The sequence below is a fragment of the Asticcacaulis sp. EMRT-3 genome, assembly GCF_030027245.1.
Taxonomy (GTDB): domain Bacteria; phylum Pseudomonadota; class Alphaproteobacteria; order Caulobacterales; family Caulobacteraceae; genus Asticcacaulis.
In genome coordinates this window covers 97758-117800 of the sequence record NZ_JASERT010000002.1, presented here as the reverse complement: position 1 = coordinate 117800, position 20043 = coordinate 97758, and the positions used below count along the sequence as shown (strand labels likewise).

Annotated in this window: 14 protein-coding genes; 10 read left to right on the top strand and 4 right to left on the bottom strand. The window is 59.5% G+C overall.

Translation table 11 applies throughout. The features are described from left to right. Nucleotides 1-154: 154 nt before the first annotated feature. The 7 genes from QB905_RS13850 (at nucleotide 155) to QB905_RS13820 (ending at nucleotide 12284) form a co-directional block, all read left to right on the top strand. Nucleotides 155-1069, top strand: a complete 915-nt coding sequence (locus tag QB905_RS13850) for a diacylglycerol/lipid kinase family protein (protein WP_282975721.1) — start codon at nucleotides 155-157, stop codon at nucleotides 1067-1069. Next, the gene (locus QB905_RS13845) at nucleotides 1066-1842 is read left to right on the top strand and encodes a metallophosphoesterase family protein (protein ID WP_282975720.1); all 777 of its coding nucleotides are present in this window, start codon (nucleotides 1066-1068) and stop codon (nucleotides 1840-1842) included. The genes QB905_RS13850 and QB905_RS13845 overlap by 4 nt, the downstream gene beginning before the upstream one ends. A 243-nt stretch (nucleotides 1843-2085) precedes the next feature. After that, complete coding sequence (locus QB905_RS13840; protein WP_282975719.1) at nucleotides 2086-3432, top strand: oligogalacturonate lyase family protein; 1347 nt, start codon at nucleotides 2086-2088, stop codon at nucleotides 3430-3432. A 566-nt stretch (nucleotides 3433-3998) separates the two neighbouring features. Continuing rightward, entirely contained in the window at nucleotides 3999-7604 is a 3606-nt protein-coding gene (locus tag QB905_RS13835; protein WP_282975718.1) for a TonB-dependent receptor, read from the top strand. 411 nt (nucleotides 7605-8015) lie between these two features. Next, nucleotides 8016-10748, top strand: coding sequence for an exo-rhamnogalacturonan lyase family protein (locus tag QB905_RS13830; RefSeq protein ID WP_282975717.1), 2733 nt, complete (start codon nucleotides 8016-8018; stop codon nucleotides 10746-10748). Nucleotides 10749-10800: 52 nt separating this feature from the next. Then, nucleotides 10801-11238, top strand: coding sequence for an EamA family transporter (locus QB905_RS13825; RefSeq protein ID WP_282975716.1), 438 nt, complete (start codon nucleotides 10801-10803; stop codon nucleotides 11236-11238). A 95-nt stretch (nucleotides 11239-11333) separates the two neighbouring features. Beyond that, entirely contained in the window at nucleotides 11334-12284 is a 951-nt protein-coding gene (locus tag QB905_RS13820; protein WP_282975715.1) for an alpha/beta hydrolase, read from the top strand. Nucleotides 12285-12330: 46 nt separating this feature from the next. Here QB905_RS13820 and QB905_RS13815 read toward each other — a convergent pair whose 3' ends face one another. After that, complete coding sequence (locus tag QB905_RS13815; RefSeq protein ID WP_282975714.1) at nucleotides 12331-12630, bottom strand: type II toxin-antitoxin system RelE/ParE family toxin; 300 nt, start codon at nucleotides 12628-12630, stop codon at nucleotides 12331-12333. Then, nucleotides 12620-12871 carry a type II toxin-antitoxin system ParD family antitoxin gene (locus QB905_RS13810; protein ID WP_282975713.1) on the bottom strand — a complete coding sequence of 84 codons (252 nt, stop codon included), beginning with the start codon at nucleotides 12869-12871 and terminating at the stop codon, nucleotides 12620-12622. The genes QB905_RS13815 and QB905_RS13810 overlap by 11 nt, the downstream gene beginning before the upstream one ends. Nucleotides 12872-13103: 232 nt before the next feature. Between QB905_RS13810 and QB905_RS13805 the strand changes: the two genes are divergently transcribed. The 3 genes from QB905_RS13805 (at nucleotide 13104) to QB905_RS13795 (ending at nucleotide 15979) form a co-directional block, all read left to right on the top strand. Further along, entirely contained in the window at nucleotides 13104-14681 is a 1578-nt protein-coding gene (locus QB905_RS13805) for an alpha-N-arabinofuranosidase (RefSeq protein ID WP_282975712.1), read from the top strand. Continuing rightward, on the top strand, nucleotides 14678-15460 hold the full coding sequence (locus QB905_RS13800) for an alpha/beta hydrolase (RefSeq protein ID WP_282975711.1): 783 nt from the start codon (nucleotides 14678-14680) through the stop codon (nucleotides 15458-15460). Before QB905_RS13805 ends, QB905_RS13800 begins: the two co-directional genes overlap by 4 nt. A gap of 81 nt (nucleotides 15461-15541) precedes the next feature. Further along, on the top strand, nucleotides 15542-15979 hold the full coding sequence (locus QB905_RS13795; protein WP_282975710.1) for a hypothetical protein: 438 nt from the start codon (nucleotides 15542-15544) through the stop codon (nucleotides 15977-15979). A gap of 144 nt (nucleotides 15980-16123) precedes the next feature. Here the strand turns inward: QB905_RS13795 and QB905_RS13790 are convergent, their stop codons facing one another. Continuing rightward, the gene (locus tag QB905_RS13790; protein WP_282975709.1) at nucleotides 16124-17200 is read right to left on the bottom strand and encodes an aldose epimerase family protein; all 1077 of its coding nucleotides are present in this window, start codon (nucleotides 17198-17200) and stop codon (nucleotides 16124-16126) included. Between the two features lie 252 nt (nucleotides 17201-17452). Then, nucleotides 17453-19879 (bottom strand): glycoside hydrolase family 2 protein, encoded by a 2427-nt coding sequence (locus tag QB905_RS13785; protein WP_282975708.1) that lies wholly within the window; start codon nucleotides 19877-19879, stop codon nucleotides 17453-17455. Between the last annotated feature and the right edge of the window lie 164 nt (nucleotides 19880-20043).

Sequence of the window (20043 nt, the reverse complement as noted above, 5' to 3'; positions counted from 1 at the left end):
CATATGACCTGTCATCGGCAAGTAATGGCGGCGGCGCAAGCGTGATCGATAAATCCACCTCTTATCGATCACTTGCATTGCGAAATTAAACTGGGGGCCGTGATCCATGCGGTAACACATTGAATCCTTGCACACGGTTTTTCATACGGGGAGCATGGCCAAAACCACCTTCAATATCCTCATCAACGCCAAGTCCGGCACGGTGCTGTCAATGGGCCAGCCCGCCATCGATACCGCCGTGACACAAAGCGGTCTGCCGCTGAATGAGCTATGCTTTTCCGAACCGGAGGAGATGTCGGCCAACCTGGCGCGGCTGGCCGGTCAGGCGCATCACCTGCTGATCGGCGGCGGCGATGGCAGCATCCGCGAGGCGGCCAAATATCTGGCCGAACGCAACAAACCCTTCGGCGTACTGCCCTTCGGCACGATGAACCTGCTGGCGCACGATCTGGGTATCGACACGCTGGAGGGCGCGCTGGCAGGCTATGCGGCGGGGGCTGAGGAAAGCCGGATCGACGCGGGCTTTGTGAATGGGGAAATCTTCCTGTGCTGCGCCAGTATCGGCACCATGCCGCAGGCTTCGCGTTTTCGCGAAAGAAAGCGCCTGACCCATACGTTTTTGCTGATGCCGCAACTGTTTTTGTTCATCCTGCGCAATCTCGACATGCACAAGCGTGAGCGAATCCGCATCGCCATCGACGGCAAGGCGGAAACCTTCCGCACCCCGGCGGTCGTGGTGTCGGCCAACCGTTTCGCCGACAGCCAGACACTGACCGAGAGCAATTTCAAACGCCACGCGCTGAGTGGCGGCGAGCTGGCCGTCTATGTCTTCACCACCACCTCGCACGCCACCCATTTGCGCTTCATGTGGCGGCTTCTGTTCGGACGCTGGCTGCAAGACCCCGCCCTGATCGAGCACACCGGCCAGACAGTACGCATCGACAATCATCACCGCCGCGATCTGGTGTCGATCGATGGCGAGATCATGAAGCTGAAAACGCCTTTGGAGATAAGCCTCAAACCGCGTTTCCTGCATGTGCTGCTGCCCGCCGATGAGGGCCAGCCATGAAGATCGCCCAGATTTCCGACCTGCATTTCGGCTGTCTCAATGATGAGGTCAAGACCGCCCTGCTGCGCCATCTGCATGACGATGTGCCCGATCTGATCATCGCCAGCGGCGACCTCACCCAGTCGGCGACGGACGGCGAATTTGAGGCCGCCCGCGACTTTCTGGCCGAACTGCCAGCCCGCGTCCTGTCGATTCCCGGCAATCACGACCTGCCGGGCATGGATATAACCCGCTTCCTCCATCCGTGGCGGCGCTATCGGCGCTATATCGCTGAAGAGATGAACCCGCAGTGGTCGTCGCCGCTGGTGGCTATCAAGGGCCTCAACAGCGCGCGCATGATTTTGCCGCACTGGAACTGGGCTAATGGCGCCATCAGCGACCGGCAATGCCGCGCCGTCGAAGCCACCTTCGCCGCCACGACCGCGCCGTGGCGCATGGTGGTGGCGCATCATCCGCTGATCGCCTCGCCCGATTTTCCCCTGGCGGTGACGGTGTTCAATGGCCGGGCGCTACTCGACACGCTGGCCCAACAGAAGGTTGATCTGGTGCTGGCCGGCCATCAGCACCATGCCTATATCGAAACGCGCGAGATGGGCGGCCACACCACCCTGTTCGTCAATGCCTCAACCGCCACCTCGACGCGCCTGCGCCGCCAGCCCAATGGCTTCAACCGGCTGACCTTCAGCCCTGAGGCGGTGCGGATTGATCTGCTGCGCTATCAGGACGGGGCTTTCAGCGTTTTCGAGGCCGTGACCCACAGCAAATCCGCCTGACCTTACTGGCTGTGCAGGGTCAGAACCGTGATCGACCAGAGCGGTTTGCATGGCGATCCCGAGAGGTCGCATGAAGCGGAATTGCGCTGTATCTGGCATGGTTTCGGGCCTTCCCTGAGCGGCATTTATCTTTTGTCCGACAAAATTTGCCCCGCAATAAGATCATATTCAATCAAATAATTTCATTTTCGAGCGCAGATAAAGCGGCTATGGTGCAGAAAATGACATAGAGGAACCGCCGCCATGACCATCAGCAAACGTAATTTTCTCACCGGTGCCGTCGCCCTGGCCGCCGCAGCGCCGATGGCGGCAGCCGCGACCGCCCAAACCCTGCCCGCCGGGCCTGCCGCCGCGCCAAAGGGGCCTATCCCGAAGGACTGGATCGATCCTGACACCGGCCACCGCATCGTGCGCCTGTCGCACAAGGACCATTCGGAATCGCTCTATTTTAACTTCCCGGCCTATACGCCCGATGAAAAATGGATGGTGATGAACCGCGCCGACGGCATCAGCCTGATCAATATGGAGACCTTCGCGGAAAAAGACCTCTATACGGGCAATCTGTCGGCCTTCCAGACCGGTGCCTCAAAGGCCGTGGTCTATGCCCGGCCGCGTTCCGCCGACAAGGACAACAAGACCCAGGCCACCAATGATGTGTTTTCCATCGACGTCAATACGGGCGCGGTGACGAAAATCGCCTCGGTTGACAAGGGCTTTGTTACCTCGGTCAATGCCGATGACAGCCTGCTGGTCGGCTCCTATGCCTATAAGAATGTGCCGCTCCAGCCCGGCCCCAAGGTGGCGGGCACAGACGGCGGCTATAATGCGCTGGGGCCTGACGGCAAGCCGATGAGCTTTGCGGCCGCCAAGGAATACCGCATGGCGCAGCGCCTGGCCGCCGACGTGCCGATGGACATCTTCACCATCGACATCAGGACGGGCGCGCGCAAGGTGCTGGTTCATTCGACCGACTGGCTGAACCACATGCAGTTTTCGCCCAAGGATCCGTCCCTGCTGCTTTATTGCCACGAAGGGCCGTGGCACGAGGTTGACCGCATCTGGACGATCCGCACCGATGGCACGGGCAATCAGCTCATGCACAAGCGCATGATGAATATGGAGATCGCCGGTCATGAATTCTTCAACTGGGATGGCTCGAAGATCTTCTACGACCTGCAAACCCCGCGCGGCGAGGATTTCTGGCTGGCCAATGTCGATCTGAAGACCGGCAAGCGCATCTGGTATCATATGCTGCGCAACGAATGGTCGGTGCATTTCAATGTGTCGAAGGACGGCACGCTGATGGCCGGTGATGGCGGCGACGCCGACATGGTGGCGCGCGCCCCGGACGGCAAATACATCTATCTGTTCCACCCTGAGATCATCGAGGATCTGGGCGTCAGCGCGCCCAATGCTGCCGATCTGGTGCGCCCCGGCGTGCTGCGCTCGGAAAAACTGGTCAATATGAAGGATCACGACTACCGGCTGGAACCCAATCTGCGCTTTTCGCCGGACGGCAAGTGGATCATTTTCCGCTCCAACATGTTCGGCCCGGTGCACACCTATGCCGTGGCGGTCGAAAAGGCCTGATTTTGCATCTTTGGCGGATGGAATCGCTCATATATGATCATGATTGATCACCTAATGATGTGTTTTTCATCCGCCATATTAGCTACAATTTGAATTTATCCTTTAAATATAAGTATTTATGCTGATTTATTGTGGCGTTTCAGGGATGCTCAGCCCCGAACGCAAGCGACGCACCTACGAAAAACCGCCTGAAACGGGTCAGCTTCGATTACAAATGACGGCGCAAACTGCGTAATCATGGCGTCTTCCCGGCTTTTCTGTGATGTTTTTGTTACGCAATCGCGCCTAATTGATCATTTATAGGATAATATTCGCGCAAATGCGCGCAACCTGCCTTGACTTGTCATTATCAATCAACAAAGATGCAGGTGTTAAAGATTTGTGTTCGCCGCCGGGGGCGAAAAAGCCTGCATTTGAAGCTTTGGAATGGGACTCGACCTCGCCGGGAGGGCCTTCCTGAAAAGCCAGCAGCGCCTTTCCTTCCTCAGGTGACGCATGGACCAAGCCGCGACGTCAGATCCGGCTGGAATTTTGAATGCGCGGGCTATCGCGTTTGGAGGAAAAAGGTGAAAGATACATTGCAAACCTATTGCGTGCGTCGTCGTTTGGCTAACGGTACGGCTCTGGCGCTGGTGACCCTGTTTGCCGGTGGCGGTATGGCTATGGCGCAAACCGCTCCGGCGGCCAAGCCCGCAGCGGCTGACGAGCCGACCGTCATTGTCGTGACCGGTACGCGCGCCTCGCAGGAATCGGCCATTAATCGCAAGAAGCACGCCAAGACGGCCACCGATTCGATCGCCGCCGAAGACATCGGCACTTTCCCCGACAAGAATATCGACGAAGCCATTTCGCGCATCCCCGGCATCCAGCTCGACCGTGGTGATTTCGGCGAAGGCCAGAGCGTGACCGTGCGTGGCCAGTCGGCGGAAAACAACCGCGTTGAACTGGATGGCGTGGGTGTCAGCAATACCAGCGGTGGTCTGGTTGATGGTTCGGGCAATGCGCGCGGCGCCGATTTGCGCGAACTGCCGGCCGATCTGGTCAAGAGCCTCGATGTCGTCAAGGGCACGACGGCGGCCATGACCGAAGGCTCGCTGGGCGGTTCGATCCACATCAATACCCGCACCGGCCTCGATTTCAAAAAGCCCTATTTCCAGTTCCGTTTCGATCAGCAGCAAAACTCGCTCGATAAGAAGTGGACGCCGGAATGGAGCGCCATCATGGCGCGCAAATTCCTGGATGGCCGCTTAGGGGTCATCGCCAATATCGACTATTCGGAAATTTCCAATGCCGCCGACAGCGAGCAGCCCAATACATCGGGTCAGGCTGGCTATTACCGCAATGTCGATCTCGACCAGTCGCCCGACAAGACCTTCAGCTTTAATCCGGCGGTCACGGCAGCCATTCCAGGGTCGAGCATTCTCCTGGCTAATTCGACCAATTCGCCGCTCGATGTCGTCACCAAGTCAGCCAATGCCAATACCAAGGCTGACTGTCTGGCCGCTTTTCCGGCTTTGGCCGGTAGCGGCACGTCTGCCGCCCAGAATGAACGCGCCTACGAGCTGCAATCGTGCCTGAATCAATGGAACGACTATACGCCGTCGCTGATCCGTCTGTTGTCGCACTCCTATTTCGAACGCCGCGTCGCCGCCGACATTCGCTTCGACTACAAACTCGACGACGACACGACCGTCTATTTCAAGGCCGGTATCGCCAACCGTAACGAAAACAACAAGGACTATACGCTGGGCCTCGGCAGCCCCACCTTCAATACGGCGGCCATGCAGACCCAGACGATTCCAAGTGGTCAGAATCTGACCACAACGCCGCGCACCGTCCTGCCCGGTATCGGCAATGTCACCACGCCCTACGCCTCCTACCCCAATGGTGTCGGCGGCAATGTGGTCACCGACATCACCAATGCCACGGTTGATGCCAGCCATCACGTCACCTCGATGACGATGAATGACGGCAATATCAATGTCGATGCCGTGCAATATTACCAGAAGATCAAGACCCTGAGCCTTCAGACGGGTCTCAACTGGCATCATGGCCCGTGGAAGATCGAAAACCTGCTGTCCAGCACATCGTCGGATTTCCGCCGCGCCCAGTTGCGCAGCGCGGTCAACTTCACCTATGGTGATGTGACGGCCAGCGTCACGCCTTCGGGCCTGTGGACCTATGCCACGCCTGCGGGCGTCGATTTCTACGATCCGGCCAACTATGCCCAGGCCCTCACGCAGAAAAATGCTCTGAAGGCGGCCAAAGGCACAGCCACAACCGCACCGGTTCAGGCCTATACGGCGGCCCAGCAGGCGCAGTGGGGCACCAATATGAGCCTGACCTGGCGTCCGATCATGCAGCATGACGACGAAACCATGGTCAAGTCGGACATCACCTATAATTTTGAAGGCCGGGTGCCCTTCTTCCAGGACATCATGGGCGGTCTGCAATTCCGCACCCATACCGGCAGCGGCTATGCCGGTGGCGGCTATACGGCGCAATCAGGCACCGGTGTTGTCGGCGACGCCAACTATGTGGCCCCCGTCGTGGTGCCGACCAACAATCTGACCAGCTATTACCGCTCCTGCCTGCCGACGGCGACCTCGACCCAGCCCTGCGGTTACGGTTATTCGGCCAACAGCACTCTGGTCAACAATATTCCGGTGTCCAATCCGACCACCCAGGCCGGGATCACCACCTTTACGCCAACTGAACTGGCGGCCCTGATCGGGCCGGCGCTCAGCCAGAAGAGCAACTTCTTCGGCGATTATCCGGATAAGGGCGACATCCTGTCCTCCTTCCCGATCCTCGACGTGCAGAAGCTGGCCTCGGGCCTCAATACCGACGCCTATAATTACGACTGCATGAAATATTGCACCGGCAGCGACGGCAAGGTCTATCAGCAGCCGCATTCGGCCTATCGTGAAGAGACGCAAGCCTTCTATCTGATGACCGAATTCGATCAGAAGCTGCCCTGGGGCATGGATTTCAACGGCAATATCGGTACGCGCTATATCCATACCACGACCAATGCCACCGGCTCCATGACCTTTACCCACTACGCCCTGTCGCCATCCTATAACGGCACGACGAATCTGTCACAGGGGCCCGGCACCAGCGTCACCATCAACACCACCCTGACCGGTGTCACCAATGACTGGACGCCGAGCTATAACCTCAACCTGTGGGTCACGCCGAGCATCGTGCTGCGTTACTATTCGGGTCACGTCATCGCCCGTCCGTCGATTGGCCAGATGCTGCCGTCCGGCACCTGCACGATCGACGAACGCTATACCATCGCCGAGAACAATCCGACCGGCCAGGCCCAGGATCCGAGCTGCGGTGCTGTCGGCAATCCGAACCTGAAGCCCTATAAGGCGATCAACCACAATGAGAGCGTGGAATGGTATGTCAATAAGGACACCATGTTCTCGTTGGGCTATTATTATAACAACGTCCTGATCGGCGCCCCGATCCTGAGCACGGCCAGCAGCGGCGACCTGTTCAACAGTGTCCCCAATCCGCCAGCCGATCCGCTGACCGGACAAAGCCTGGCAGGCACCAACTTCCTGTACCCGACCTATGTCAATGGTGATGCGGGTCTGCAACGCGGCATCGAATTCTCCACCAAGATGGCCTTCACCTACCTGCCCTGGTATCTGAAGTACACCGGCGTCGATTTCAACTATTCGAAGCTCGGCTCGGCCCATATCGCCTCGGCAACGGAACAGATCTCCGGCGCTACTCTGCCGCCCAAGTTTCAGGCCAGTTATTTCCAGAACCTGTCTCTGTGGTATGATGACGGCAAGCTCAATGTCCGCCTGGCCTACCAGACGCGCGACTCCTTCTTCCAGTGCATCGCCTCGTGCGGCTCCAACGCCATCAATGATGTGCCGGGCGCTGGTCTTGAAGGCAAGCAAACGGTGCGGGTACCCTATAATCCGGGCTTCCCGAACTTCCGCGAGGCTTCGAAATATCTCGATCTGCGCGTCAACTATAAGCTGAACAAGCAGTGGGAACTGTATGTGTCGGGCCGCAATATTGGCCGCGCCACGACCTCGGAAACGAACCAGGGCTCCTACGGCACCTTCTCTGACGGTACGCCGAGCGTCGAAGCGCTTACATACGGCGGTTCGCGTTGGGAAGCTGGCTTCACCTACCGCAACTAAGCCCGATGACATGAGTTTGCATCGGCTATTCTTCCCTTCTCCCCATGACAATGGGGAGAAGGTGGCCTGAACGCAGTGAAGGCCGGATGAGGGGCTTGATGGGTACACGAAGAATGCCCCTCACCCGGTCGCCTGCGCCGCGCTTGGCTCCCGTCCTCTCCCCACATGTGGGGAGAGGGGAAGGAAACAGATTCCACCTAAAATCATCCGACTTTAGTGCCGTGTAAGCGTACAGCGTAAGAAAGGCCGTCATCCTTCAGAGGTGGCGGCCTTTTTCTTGGCCCAGACAGGCGAGGGCGGTTGACTCGTTATGCGCAAAAATGAGAGAAATTGATCATAAACGCACCAAGCCGCGCCGGAACAGGTCGCGCAGCCCGTATAAGCCGAAAAGGCTGACATAAGGAGGACAGGATGGACAAGGCTGGACAGATGACGCGGCGTGGCCTGATGGCGCGCACGGCGGCGGTCGGGATATTGGCAGCGGCAGGACAGGCCGCCTCCGCCCAGGCGAAGACCGCCCATATCGGCGTACCCGAAACCCAGGCCATCTGGCTCGATCGTGACGCGCCGTCCTTTGCCGAGGGCCAGACCTTCGGCGTGCCGTGGCCGCGTGGTTCGGTGGCGGCGAAATCGGCTTTTTCGCTCGGTGATCTGCCCGTGCAATCGTGGCCCATCGCCTACTGGCCTGATGGTTCGCTGAAATGGTCGGCCCATGCGGTCGGGCCGTTGAGCGGCGGCGCGACATCCTATGCTCTGAAGCCCGGCACGCCTGCCGCCCCTGCGGCCCCGCTGACTGTGGCGCAAACTGGCGCGGGCTTCACCATCACCTCCGGCGATCTGGTCTGGACGGTTCCCGGAAGCGGCAAAACCCTGATTTCCGGCGCTACCCGTTCGGGCAAACCGGCGATGGGCGCGGTGACCTTAAGCGCCCTGACCCAGGATGCTGCCTCTTTCGAGGACAAACCTGACCTGAAACAGACGACCTATGACGGCGTGGTTGAAAAGGCCGTGCTGGAGCAGCAGGGCCCGGTGCGCACCACCCTGCGCCTCGAAGGCCGCCATAGCGATGGTTCGCGCCAGTGGCTGCCCTTCACCGTGCGTCTCTATTTTTACGCCGGTTCCGATGCCGTGCGCATCGTTCACAGCTTCATCTTCGATGGCGACGAGACGAAGGACTTCATCCGCGGCCTCGGTGTCAGCGCCGAGGTGCCGATGACGGATGAGCTGTATAACCGTCACCTACGCTTTTCAGGTGAAAATGACGGCGTCTGGGGCGAGGCGGTGCGCTCACTGACCGGCCTGCGCCGTGATCCCGGCAAGGCGGCGCGCGAGGCGCAGATTGCAGGCACGCGCGTCGATCCATCGATGATCGCGCCGTCTGTCGGCGATAATCTGCACAATTCGTCCTACTGGAACGACTTCACCTGCTCGCAGGCCACGCCCGACGGCTATACGATCCGCAAGCGCGTTGAGCCGGGCCATGCCTTTATCGAATCGGCCGCCGATCACCGCGCTTCGGGTCTGGCCTATGTCGGCAGCCCGCAAGGTGGCGTGGCGCTCGGCCTGAAGGACTTCTGGCAGCGCGCCCCGACCCGGCTCGATATTCGCAATGCGGCCACCGATACGGCCAGCGTGACCGCCTGGCTGTGGTCGCCCGATGCGCCGGCGATGGACATCCGCCCCTACCGGCCCGACTGGGGCATGGATACCTACGCCAAGCAGAATGAGGGGCTGCTGCTCACCTATGAGGATTTCGAACCGGGCTGGAACAAGCCCTACGGCATTGCCCGCACCAGCGAACTGACCCTGTGGGCGCTGCCCGCCACGCCGGAGCGCCAGCGCTTCGCCGATATGGCCACCGCGCTGTCCACCCCGCCCCGCCTGACCGTGGCGCCCGAACGCCTGCATATGATCGACGGCCTGTTCGGTGCCTGGAGCCTGCCCAATTCTTCGACGCCGACGCGCGCCCTGATCGAGGGCCGGATCAGCTATCAGCTCGACTACTATCTCCAGCAGATCGAAGAGCGCAAATGGTACGGCTTCTGGGATTATGGCGATGTCATGCACACCTATGATGCTGACCGCCACGTCTGGCGTTATGACATAGGCGGCTTTGCCTGGGACAATTCCGAACTGCAATCGGACATGATGTTCTGGTACGGTTACCTGCGTTCGGGCCGCGCCGATGTCTTCCGCATGGCCGAGGCGATGACGCGCCACACATCCGAAGTCGATACCTTCCATATCGGGCCCTACAAAGGTTTCGGCACGCGCCACGGCATCCAGCACTGGAGCGATTCCTCCAAGCAGCCGCGCGTCTCCAATGCCGCCTTCAAGCGCTTCTACTATTACCTGACCGCCGATGAGCGCGTCGGCGACCTGATGCACGACCTGATTGATTCCGATCAGACGCTGAAGACCGTCTATATCGAGCGCAAAGTCGCCGCGCCGGGCGGTTCGGGGATCGGCATTCGCAAACATATCGAAGGCACGGTCGATTGCAGCTTCGGCACCTCATGGGGCTCGTTCATCGCCGCCTGGCTGACCGAATGGGAGCGCACCGGCGACACGCACTGGCGCGACCGCATCCTGATCGGCATGAACTCGATCGCCAAACTGAAATATGGCTGGTTCTGCGGCGGCGCGCCCTATGATCTGAAAACCGGCGCCTTCGTCGGGCCAGGTGATCAGATTTCCGTGTCGCACCTCAATGCGGTGTTTGGCATTATCGAGATCACCGAGGAGCTGATGACACTGGTCGATGCGCCCGCCTATAAGAAGACGTGGCTCGATTATTGTAAATATTACAACAGCTCACCGGCGGACATTAAAGCGTTTCTCGGCGTGGTGCCGCGTGACCGGTCATTGCGTGACGCCTCTTCGCGCATGACCGCCTATGCCGCCCGCGAACTGAAAGACCCCGCCCTGGCGGCGCGCGCCTGGTCGGAATTCTTCGAAGGCGACAATCCGCGTCACGCCACCAGCCTGCATCCGCAGGAAGACAAGGTGACCGGGCCGAATGTGCTCTATACCATCCTTGAAGACCCGACGATTTCCACCAATGGCGCGTCGCAATGGGGTCTGGCGGCGATTGAGAACCTCGAACTGATCGGCGACAGCGTCGAGGCCAATGCGCCGAGGTGATGAAGCTGAAATAGCGATTCCCAACAGGGTCGGGCTGCTTTAAGTGTTCCTTATGAAAACGCTTATCGCCGCCTGGCCGTTCTGGGCCCTGTTATCGGCCATTTTTGCCGCCATGACCGCTGTGCTGGCCAAGGTGGGGGTCAGCGACATCAATTCCGACATGGCGACCTTCCTGCGCACCGTGGTCATACTTGTGGTGTCCGCCCTGGTTCTGTTCGGGCTGAAAGAATGGCGACCGGTTTCGGCTATTTCTTTGAAAACATGGATTTTTCTTACCCTGTCGGGCGTGGCGACCGGGGCGTCATGGTTGTGCTATTTCCGGGCGCTCAAACTGGGCGAGGCGGCCCGCGTGGCCCCCATCGACAAGCTGAGCGTGGTCTTCGTCGCCGTGTTTTCCGTCCTTTTCCTGGGCGAGAGTCTGAGCCTGAAAAACTGGCTCGGCGTGGCTCTGATCGCGGGCGGGGCCATTCTGGTGGCCTTCGGCACATGACACAGTTCGTTAGATCAATGGCTTGATATGGCGATGCGGAATGCGTAACACTTAGCCAAAGTCTGACTATAAACCTGCAACGGGACGGGAAGAAGATGCTAATAAGACGCGCGTTTTTAATTCTGGCGGCAGCGATTTTCGTCACCCCCGCTATGGCGGCCACACCGGATCCGAGCGTCAATTTTCCGCCCGGGATGCAGGCCTTTCCGCTGTATGGTGACGCTCCGATCCCGAATTCGAAGCCGGGCCCCGACAGGGAAACGGGCGATGGCACGGGCTGGGTGCAAAATGTTTCGCGGCCTGTCATTCAGGTGTACCTGCCGGCTAAGGTCAAGGCGACCGGCGCCAGCATTCTCGTCATTCCGGGTGGTGGCTACGCCGGTCTGACCTTCGACTATGAAGGCGTTCAGCAGGCGCAATTCTTCGTCGATCACGGTATCGCCGCTTTCGTGCTCAAATACCGTTTGCCGAGCGACGCGACCATGCCGGACAAGTCCATCGGGCCGCTTCAGGACGCGGAGCAGGGGATGCGCTTTATCCGGCTGCACGCGAAAGACTGGAATCTCGACCCGGCCCGCGTCGGCGTTGTCGGCTATTCGGCGGGCGGCCACGTCGCTTCGACCCTGGCGACGCATTTTCAGAAAGCCTATATCCCCAATCCTGACAACATCTCCCTGCGTCCCGACTTTGTGGTGCTGGCCTATCCGGTCATCAGCATGGACGCGAAAATCACCCATATGGGTTCACGCGATGCGCTTTTGGGAAAGTCGCCGTCCGACGCCCTGGTCAAAGAATTCTCCAACGAACTGCACGTCACCCCTGAGACGCCGCCAACCCTGATCCTTCATGCCGCCGACGACCAACTGGTCGATATTGACAACAGCGTCGCCTATTTCGAAGCGCTGCGTCACGCTGGTGTTCCGGTGGAGGCGCACTTTTTTGAAAAAGGGCAGCATGGTTTTCCTCTTCTGCCGCGTGATACCTGGCAGAAAGACATCATAGACTGGCTGACGACCAATGGCTGGCTTTGTCCGACCGCCAGATAGGTCAGATGAGTTTCATGGCTGCGTTCGCTGTGCGTCGTAGGGGCAATCAATCAACAGCCAGATGCCGCCTTTCGTCCATGCTTTGATGCAGTATGCGTATGACCTCGATATCGTCGTCAGACGTGCGATAAAAAATGAGATGGGAGCCGCTGGTGGCTTTTAGATAGCCATCGCGCTCCGGCACGGGAAGGCCTTTTCGCAAACCCGCAGCCAGATTTTCGACGCTTGCGAGCAGGTCGGTATAGTAGTTGTTCGCCTGCGCCTGCCCCCAGTTTTTGAACGAATAGCGCCAGATGTCTTTAAGGTCGGCAACGGCCCTCTGGGAAAGTCTGTACCTACCGGCCATTCAGACCTGCGTCCTTATGCAGAGACGCCAGCAGTGCATCCTTGTCAAAATCATCGGCAAAACCGCTTTGTTCTCCTTCGATCAGCGCCCTGATCAGGGCTTGGCGTTTGCTTTCTTCGATTTCGAGCAGACGAAGGCCCGCGCGCATGACTTCGCTGGCGGATTGATAGCGTCCGCTTTGCACCTGCTTGTCGATAAAACCCTTGAAGTGTTTGCCAAGGGCGACTGAGGAATTACTCATGTCGGGGCCTTTCTTTTGGGAAGCCAGGGAAGTGTACCAAATTTTGGTAATTGGACAAGGACAGAAGCGAAAGCCCCCGCTTACTTTGCCAGCATCGCCCCATACGCTGATTTCGTGATCAAAATCCTGCGGTAGCACGGTATAAAAGGGGTAGATTCTGGCTGGTCATCAATGAGCAAATGGGCTACATCCAACGCAATAGTCGGACAAAATGATCTGAGAGGGAACCCCCATGAATCGCCTGAAAAATAGTCTCACCGCCTTTGCCGCCGCAACTGCTCTGGGGGGCGCCCTGCTGCTGGCCACCACGGGCGCCCACGCCGCCACGCTCAGCGCTTCTGGCAGCCTCAATGCCGACCAGCCGGGGCCGCAGATCAGCAAATATATCTATTCGCAGTTTTCCGAGCATCTGGGCCGCGGCATCTATGACGGGGTCTGGGTCGGGCCCGATTCAAAAATCCCCAATGTGCTCGGCATCCGCACCGACATTGTGGAGGCGCTGAAGGCCATCCACACCCCGTCGATCCGCTGGCCGGGCGGCTGTTTTGCCGACGAATATCACTGGCGCGATGGCATCGGCCCGCGCGATCAGCGTCCGGTGCGCAAGAATCACTGGTGGGCCAATGATGTCGAAACCAATGCCTTCGGCACACATGAATATATGGACTTTATCGAACAGGTGGGGGCCGATCCCTATATTTCGATCAATGTCGGCTCCTCCAACCCCACCGAGATGAGCCAGTGGATCGACTATATGACCTCGGATGGTCAGGACACCCTGGCCAAGGAACGTCGCGCCAATGGCCGCGATGCGCCGTGGAAGATGAAGTTCATCGGTTTTGGCAATGAGGCCTGGGGTTGCGGCGGCAATATGACGCCGGAATATTACTCGGATGAACTGCGCAAATTCTCCGGCTTCTTCCATAATGATCCGGCCAATCCGGCGGTGCGCGTCGCTTCGGGTGCCAATTCGGACGACACCAACTGGACGGACGTGGTGATGAAGAATGCCGGCAAGTATATCGATGCGCTGTCGCTGCATTACTATACCATCCCGACCGGCAACTGGGACCACAAGGGCGCGGCCACCGGCTTTGACGAGCAGGCCTGGACCGACACCTTCGCCCAGACCCTGCGCATGGACAAGCTGATCTCCGACCACGAGGCGGTGATGGACAAGTACGATCCGAAAAAGCGTGTCGGTCTGTTCGTCGATGAATGGGGCACCTGGTATGATGTCGAACCCGGCACCAATCCCGGCCACCTCTATCAGGAAAACACCCTGCGCGACGCGGTTCTGGCGGCGGCCAATTTCAACATCTTCCAGCACCATGCCGACCGGGTGCGCCTGACGGCCATCGCCCAGACGGTCAATGTGTTGCAGGCCATGATCCTGACGCAGGGCGACAAGCTGGCCCTGACGCCGACCTACTATGCCTACAAGATGTACGTGCCGTTCCAGGATTCGACCGAACTGCCGCTCAACATCACCGCGCCCGATTTCACCAGGGGCAAGACCACGATCCCGGCCTTTAATTCATCGGCGGCACGCGGCAAGGACGGCCATGTCTATATCGCTTTTGCCAGCATGGACCCCGAAGATGACACCAGGGTCAGCATCGATCTGGGCGATCTGAAGGTGAAAAGCGTCACCGGTCAGGTGCTGACCGCCGCGAAGATGGACGCCATCAACCCCATTGGCGGCGCTCCGCTCGTCGTGCCCGTCGATTTCAAGGGCGCGAAGATCAGCGCCGGCAAACTGACCCTCACCCTGCCGGCCAAGTCGGTCGTGGTGCTCAATCTGCAATGAGGCCGGATGAAGTCACGATCCTGTCGTCCGGTGGGCCTAACCGGCTCACCGGCGAATGGCCCGACCGCAAGCTGGAGGCGGTCAGCCGCGCCGAACTGTGGAGCTTTCGCGCTGAAAAGCCGCGCGCTCAGGCCCTGATCTGCGCGGGCGGCGGCTATTTGCAACTGATGACCGACCGCGAGGGCGTCGAGGTGGCGCTGTGGTTACAGGCGCAAGGCTTTGACGCCCATGTGCTGATCCATCGCCTGCCCGGAGCCGATGATGGCCAGGGGGGGGTGTGGCCATCCGACATCGCCTTGCAGGACGGTTTGCAGGCGGTGCAGAGGCTGGGCGATGTCCTGCCTTTGTTTCTGATGGGCCTGTCTTCGGGCGGCCATCTGGCCGGAGCGCTGGCCTGCCAATCGCAAGTCAAGGCTGCGGGGGTGGTTATCGCCTATGCGCCGATCAATGCCAATCACCGCGATTACAAGGCCCCGAAAGGCAAGCCCGACTATCCGCCGCCGGAAAAACAGGCCTTTTACGACGCCTGGCCGATTGGTATCTCATCCGAACCGCACGGCCTGCCGTCATGTCCGGTCTTTCTGGCCTACGCCCTGCACGACACGTCTGTGCCGGTCGAACACGCGCTCAACTTCATCGGCAGCGCGCGCGACAAGGGCCTTGATCTCGACGCCCATATCTTTGGCAAGGCCCCGCATGGTTTCGCCCTGCGCGAGCGTGACGGCAGCCATGCCATCTGGCCCGATCTGGCATTGGACTGGATGCGGCGGCAGGTTTAAGTTTAAGTGGGCAATTTTTATTGAACGTGGTTCAAATTTAATGTATACGTCTTCGCCGGGGCATAGCGGGTAGGGGCGATCATGAAACAGGTTCGTTTTTCCATTTGTGTAGCATTGGCCTTGATGCTTTCGTCGCTATCCGGTTGCGGGACTGCCGGTCAAGATGTCACGCCTCCGGTCTACAAAGACGGCATTTTGCAACCATCGCCAGAAATCGATCATGGCAATTACGGACGGCTACGACATGGCAGCAAGTTTGGATTGACGATCGGGATGCCGGAGGCCGAAGTCGGTTCAATCCTGCTTGCTCAGAAGGGTGAATTTCAAGCCAAATTTTCCTGCATCGATCCGATTCTAGGCAATCATTGTAAGCCCGGAGAACCAGATCGAACATTACAATACGCCATCCACCAACATACTCTCCTGATAGCTCCGGCCGGGATCATCGTTGATGTATTGATCAAAGACGGGAAAATCTCCGAAATTGCGTGGGGCAATTTTTGGGGAGACGGTTGGTAAAAAGATAAAATGTTGCCACCCAGATGTCTCCAATAGCGCAGCTCATCTGTGAATCCGCCTTATGCCCCTCACCCGGTCGCTTTCGCCTAAAGGCTCATCTCCCGCCCTCTCCCCACATGTGGGGAGAGGGGAAGGGTAAGGGAGCTACCGAAACCTGTAAACCGTCGTCGCCTGATAGGTTTCGCCGGGGTGCAAGACGGTCGTGGGGAAGTTGGCGTGGTTAGGCGCATCGGGAAAGCCTTGCGTTTCCAGCGCCACGCCCGCACCGGCCACAATCGGCTGGCCTGAGGCGTCGGTCAGCGAACCGTCGAAACTGCCCGCCGTATAGACGACCAAACCGGGCTGGGTAGTGCTGACGGTCAGGGTGCGGCCGCTTTTCGGATCATGCAGGATGGCAGCGGTTTTCAGCCCTTTGCCATCCAGTACAAAGGTGTCGTCGAGCTTTTTAAAACCGGCCAGCGGCTGGGCTTTGCGCAGATCATAGGCCGTGCCCTCAACCGGCGCGATCTCGCCGGTCGGCAGGTGCAGATGATCGAGCGGCAGATAGTGCGACGCCTTGATCTCCAGCGTCTGGCCATAGACATCGCCTTCGCCCGCCAGATTGAAATAGGCGTGGTCGGTCAGATTGACCACGGTGGTTTTGGTGGTGCGCGCCTGATAATCGAGCCGCAAAGCCTTGCCCTGCAAACGATAGCGCACGGTTACGCCGAGCGCGCCGGGAAAGCCGTTATCGCCGTCCGGGCTGACCAGGGACAGTTCAATCCCGCAGCCTTCGCCGGGTTTCAGCACCCGAGCCTGCCAGAGGCGCGACCCAAAGCTTTTCGCGCCGCCGTGGGTGATGACGCCTTTTGCATTGCCGGGCAGGGGGTAAAACCGGCCATCGAGCGTGACGCCGCCGCCGCCGATGCGGTTGGCATAGCGGCCGATCAGGCTGGAAAAATTGTCGCGCTTTTCATAAGCCGCCAGATGATCGAGATTGCGCACCACATTGACGCTGTGGCCATGCTGACTCTGGGCGGCGTCGGGCACATCAAGATCATGCAGAATGCCGCCAAGCGTCAGCACGCCCGCCGCAATCTGGCCGTCATCGACCCGCCACAGCGCCACAGACCGGCCATCGCTCATCGTGCCGTAAGGGGAATGCGTCACGCGGCAGGCGGCATGGCTGTGCGCGGCGACGGCCAGACAGATGAGCGGGAGCAGGGCAAAAGCGCGTTTCATCGGCCATATCCAAAAAAAAGGCCGTTTTGCACGACAGCAAAACGGCCAGCGATTCCAACAGGGAGAAAGGAATGCTCATAGCTTAGGGATGACAGAGCCGCCCAGAGGGGGAAGAAGCGGGCGGCTCTGAGGGTTCGGCAGATCGAACCCTCGTCTACAATCGACAGGATTGTCATATAGGAGATCATGAGCGAAATCAAGCAAAAAATGATTGAATATGACATTTTAATGACTGTTAATGATTGAAACCCGTCATTGCGTGCGGTTGACCGTCGCCGCCGGATCGATGCGATCCTGCGCATCCTGTGATTCCGCGCTGAGTGTGGCCGTACCGCTGTTAAGGCCCGGTGAACTGGCCGTCACGCTGATCGCGCCGTTTGTACCGGTGGCGCGCACCATGATCAGGGCCTGACCGTTATAGGCGGCGCGCGTTGGGTTATCGAACATCGTATGATCGGTCGGGCTGCCATTATCGAAGGCGGCCAACTGGCCCGCACCGCCCACCGTAACCGTGATCGGTGCCTCGGCGCGCGGCACCACAATGCCTTTGGCGTCCACCACCTCGGCGCGGATAAAGCCGATATGGTCAAAGCCAGGGGCCAGTTTGTCCTCTTCGCTGATCAGCTTGACGCCTGCCGGTGCGCCCGCCGTTTGCAGGAGGCTGGTCGCCACCTTCCGGCCCTTGGCATCATAGGCAATCGCCTTCAATGTGCCCGGCGCGAAACTGACCTCCCAGACGCGGGCGGAGGCATCGGCGTGGATCGGCTGTTTGCCCAAGGATTTGCCATTGAGGAACAGTTCGGCCACGGGGGCATTGGAATAGACCTCGACATGTTCGCTATGGGTGCCCAGATCGGCGGGCGTCCAGTCGGCAAAGGCACCGGGGCCAGCGCGTTCCTGCGCCTTATTGACCTCATTGCCGACCGCGCCGGCATTATCATGGGTTTTGGCCACGCGGCGCGCCATGCCAATATAGGGCGCATCCGACCACCACGAGGCGCGTTCCATCCCCACCGGCTTGACCACGCCGTCGCGGTCGATCAGGCCGGACGGGTTGGAGATATAGGGCCAGCCCAACCGGTCAGCCTCGCCGAGATAGTCGATCCCCGTCCAAAGAAACATGCCCGAATAGGCCGGATTATCGCGCACGATCACCCACGGCCCGCGATCCTTGGTGTTTTCCGTGCCGATAATCTTACGCGAAGGCTTGTCGGCATGGGCCTTGGCCAGCTCGTTCTCGCGGTAATTCTGGCCGATCACATCGAGCATATCGGCCAGTCCGTCATCATAGTCGTGGCTGACATTGGGGCGAAACAGGGCCTGAGTCACCGGGCGCGTCGGGTCTTCTGCGTGGAAGATGTCGCGCAAACGGCCCAGCGTCGCCTTGGCGCTGACCGCATCGGGCGTGTCATGGATCTCATTGCCGATCGACCAGATGGCGACCGCGGGGTGATTGCGGTCACGGCGCACTTGCGTGCGGGCGTCTTCGGATGACCAGTCCGAGAAGAACTGGTGGTAATCTTCCGGGTTTTTGGCCACCGTCCACATGTCGAAGGCCTCGTCCATCACCACGAATCCCATGCGGTCGCACAGGCTCAGAAACTCCGGCGAGAACGGATGGTGGGCGGTGCGGATGGCGTTGACGCCGAGCGATTTGAGGATGCTCAAACGGCGTTCATACACATCCAGCGGCACGGCCATGCCGAACGCCCCGCCATCGGCATGGATGGCCACGCCCTTCAGCTTGATGTTTTTACCATTGAGCCAGAAGCCTGTATCGGCCCTGAACTCCATGTTTCGTATGCCGAAATTGATGTCGCTTTCATCCTGCAAGTCCGCGTCCGTCACCAGCCTGACCTGCGCGGTATAAAGCGTTAGGTCGTCGAGCGACCATAGATGCGGATGTGCAAGCGAGCCTTGCGCATCCAGTTTCGCGGTCGCACCGGGGACCAGGCTGACCGGCGCGCCTGTCAGGCGGGCGGTCTGGCCATCGGGGCCGGTCACCGTCACCTCCAGATGGGCCTGCACCGGCTGATCCGTGGTATTGACCGCCTCGCTGCTGACCGCCACGGTGGCGTTGGCGGCGCTGATGACAGGGGTGGTGATGGCCGTGCCATCGGCCACCAGATGCACGGGGTTTTGCGCGATCAGCCTGACATGGCGATAGATGCCGCCGCCGGCATACCAGCGCGAGGCCGGTTGCTGCGAGGTATCAGCCCGCACGGCAATGACATTATCACCGGCCTTCAGGTACCGCGTCAGGTCGTACTGGAAGGTGGCGTAGCCGGACGGACGAAAGCCGAAATGATGGCCATTGATCCACACGCCGGAACGCTCCATCACGCCGTCGAAACGGATGGCGATGTCCTTGCCCGCATCGGCGGCGGGCAGGGTGAAGTGTTTGCGATACCAGACCACACCGGTGGGCAACCAGCCGCCCGAACCGGTGGCGGGCGCGTCTTCGGCAAAGGGCCCCCTGATCGACCAGTCATCGGGCAGATTGACCTGGGTCCAGCCGCTGTCGTCGCTGGTGGCGGGAATGCCTGCGCCAGTATCGCCCTTGTGGAACAGCCACCCATTATCAAAATTTATGGCGTCGAAATTGACGGTTTCGGCCTGAGCGGCGGCGGTGCCAAGCGCCAGCAGCATGGCGGCGCCAGATAAAAGAAGTTTGCGCATTATGAGTCCCTGAATGATTTTTTGGGCTCCCCGGCCGCGTAAAGCTTAACCCTGGCTCAGGGGCGCGGCAAGATCGTAACTGCTCTTTTGTGCATTAAACTGATTGAATGTGATCAAAAAGGCCGCAGCCCCTCTTGCGCTTTGGCTGGCCTGCGGTAAAACTG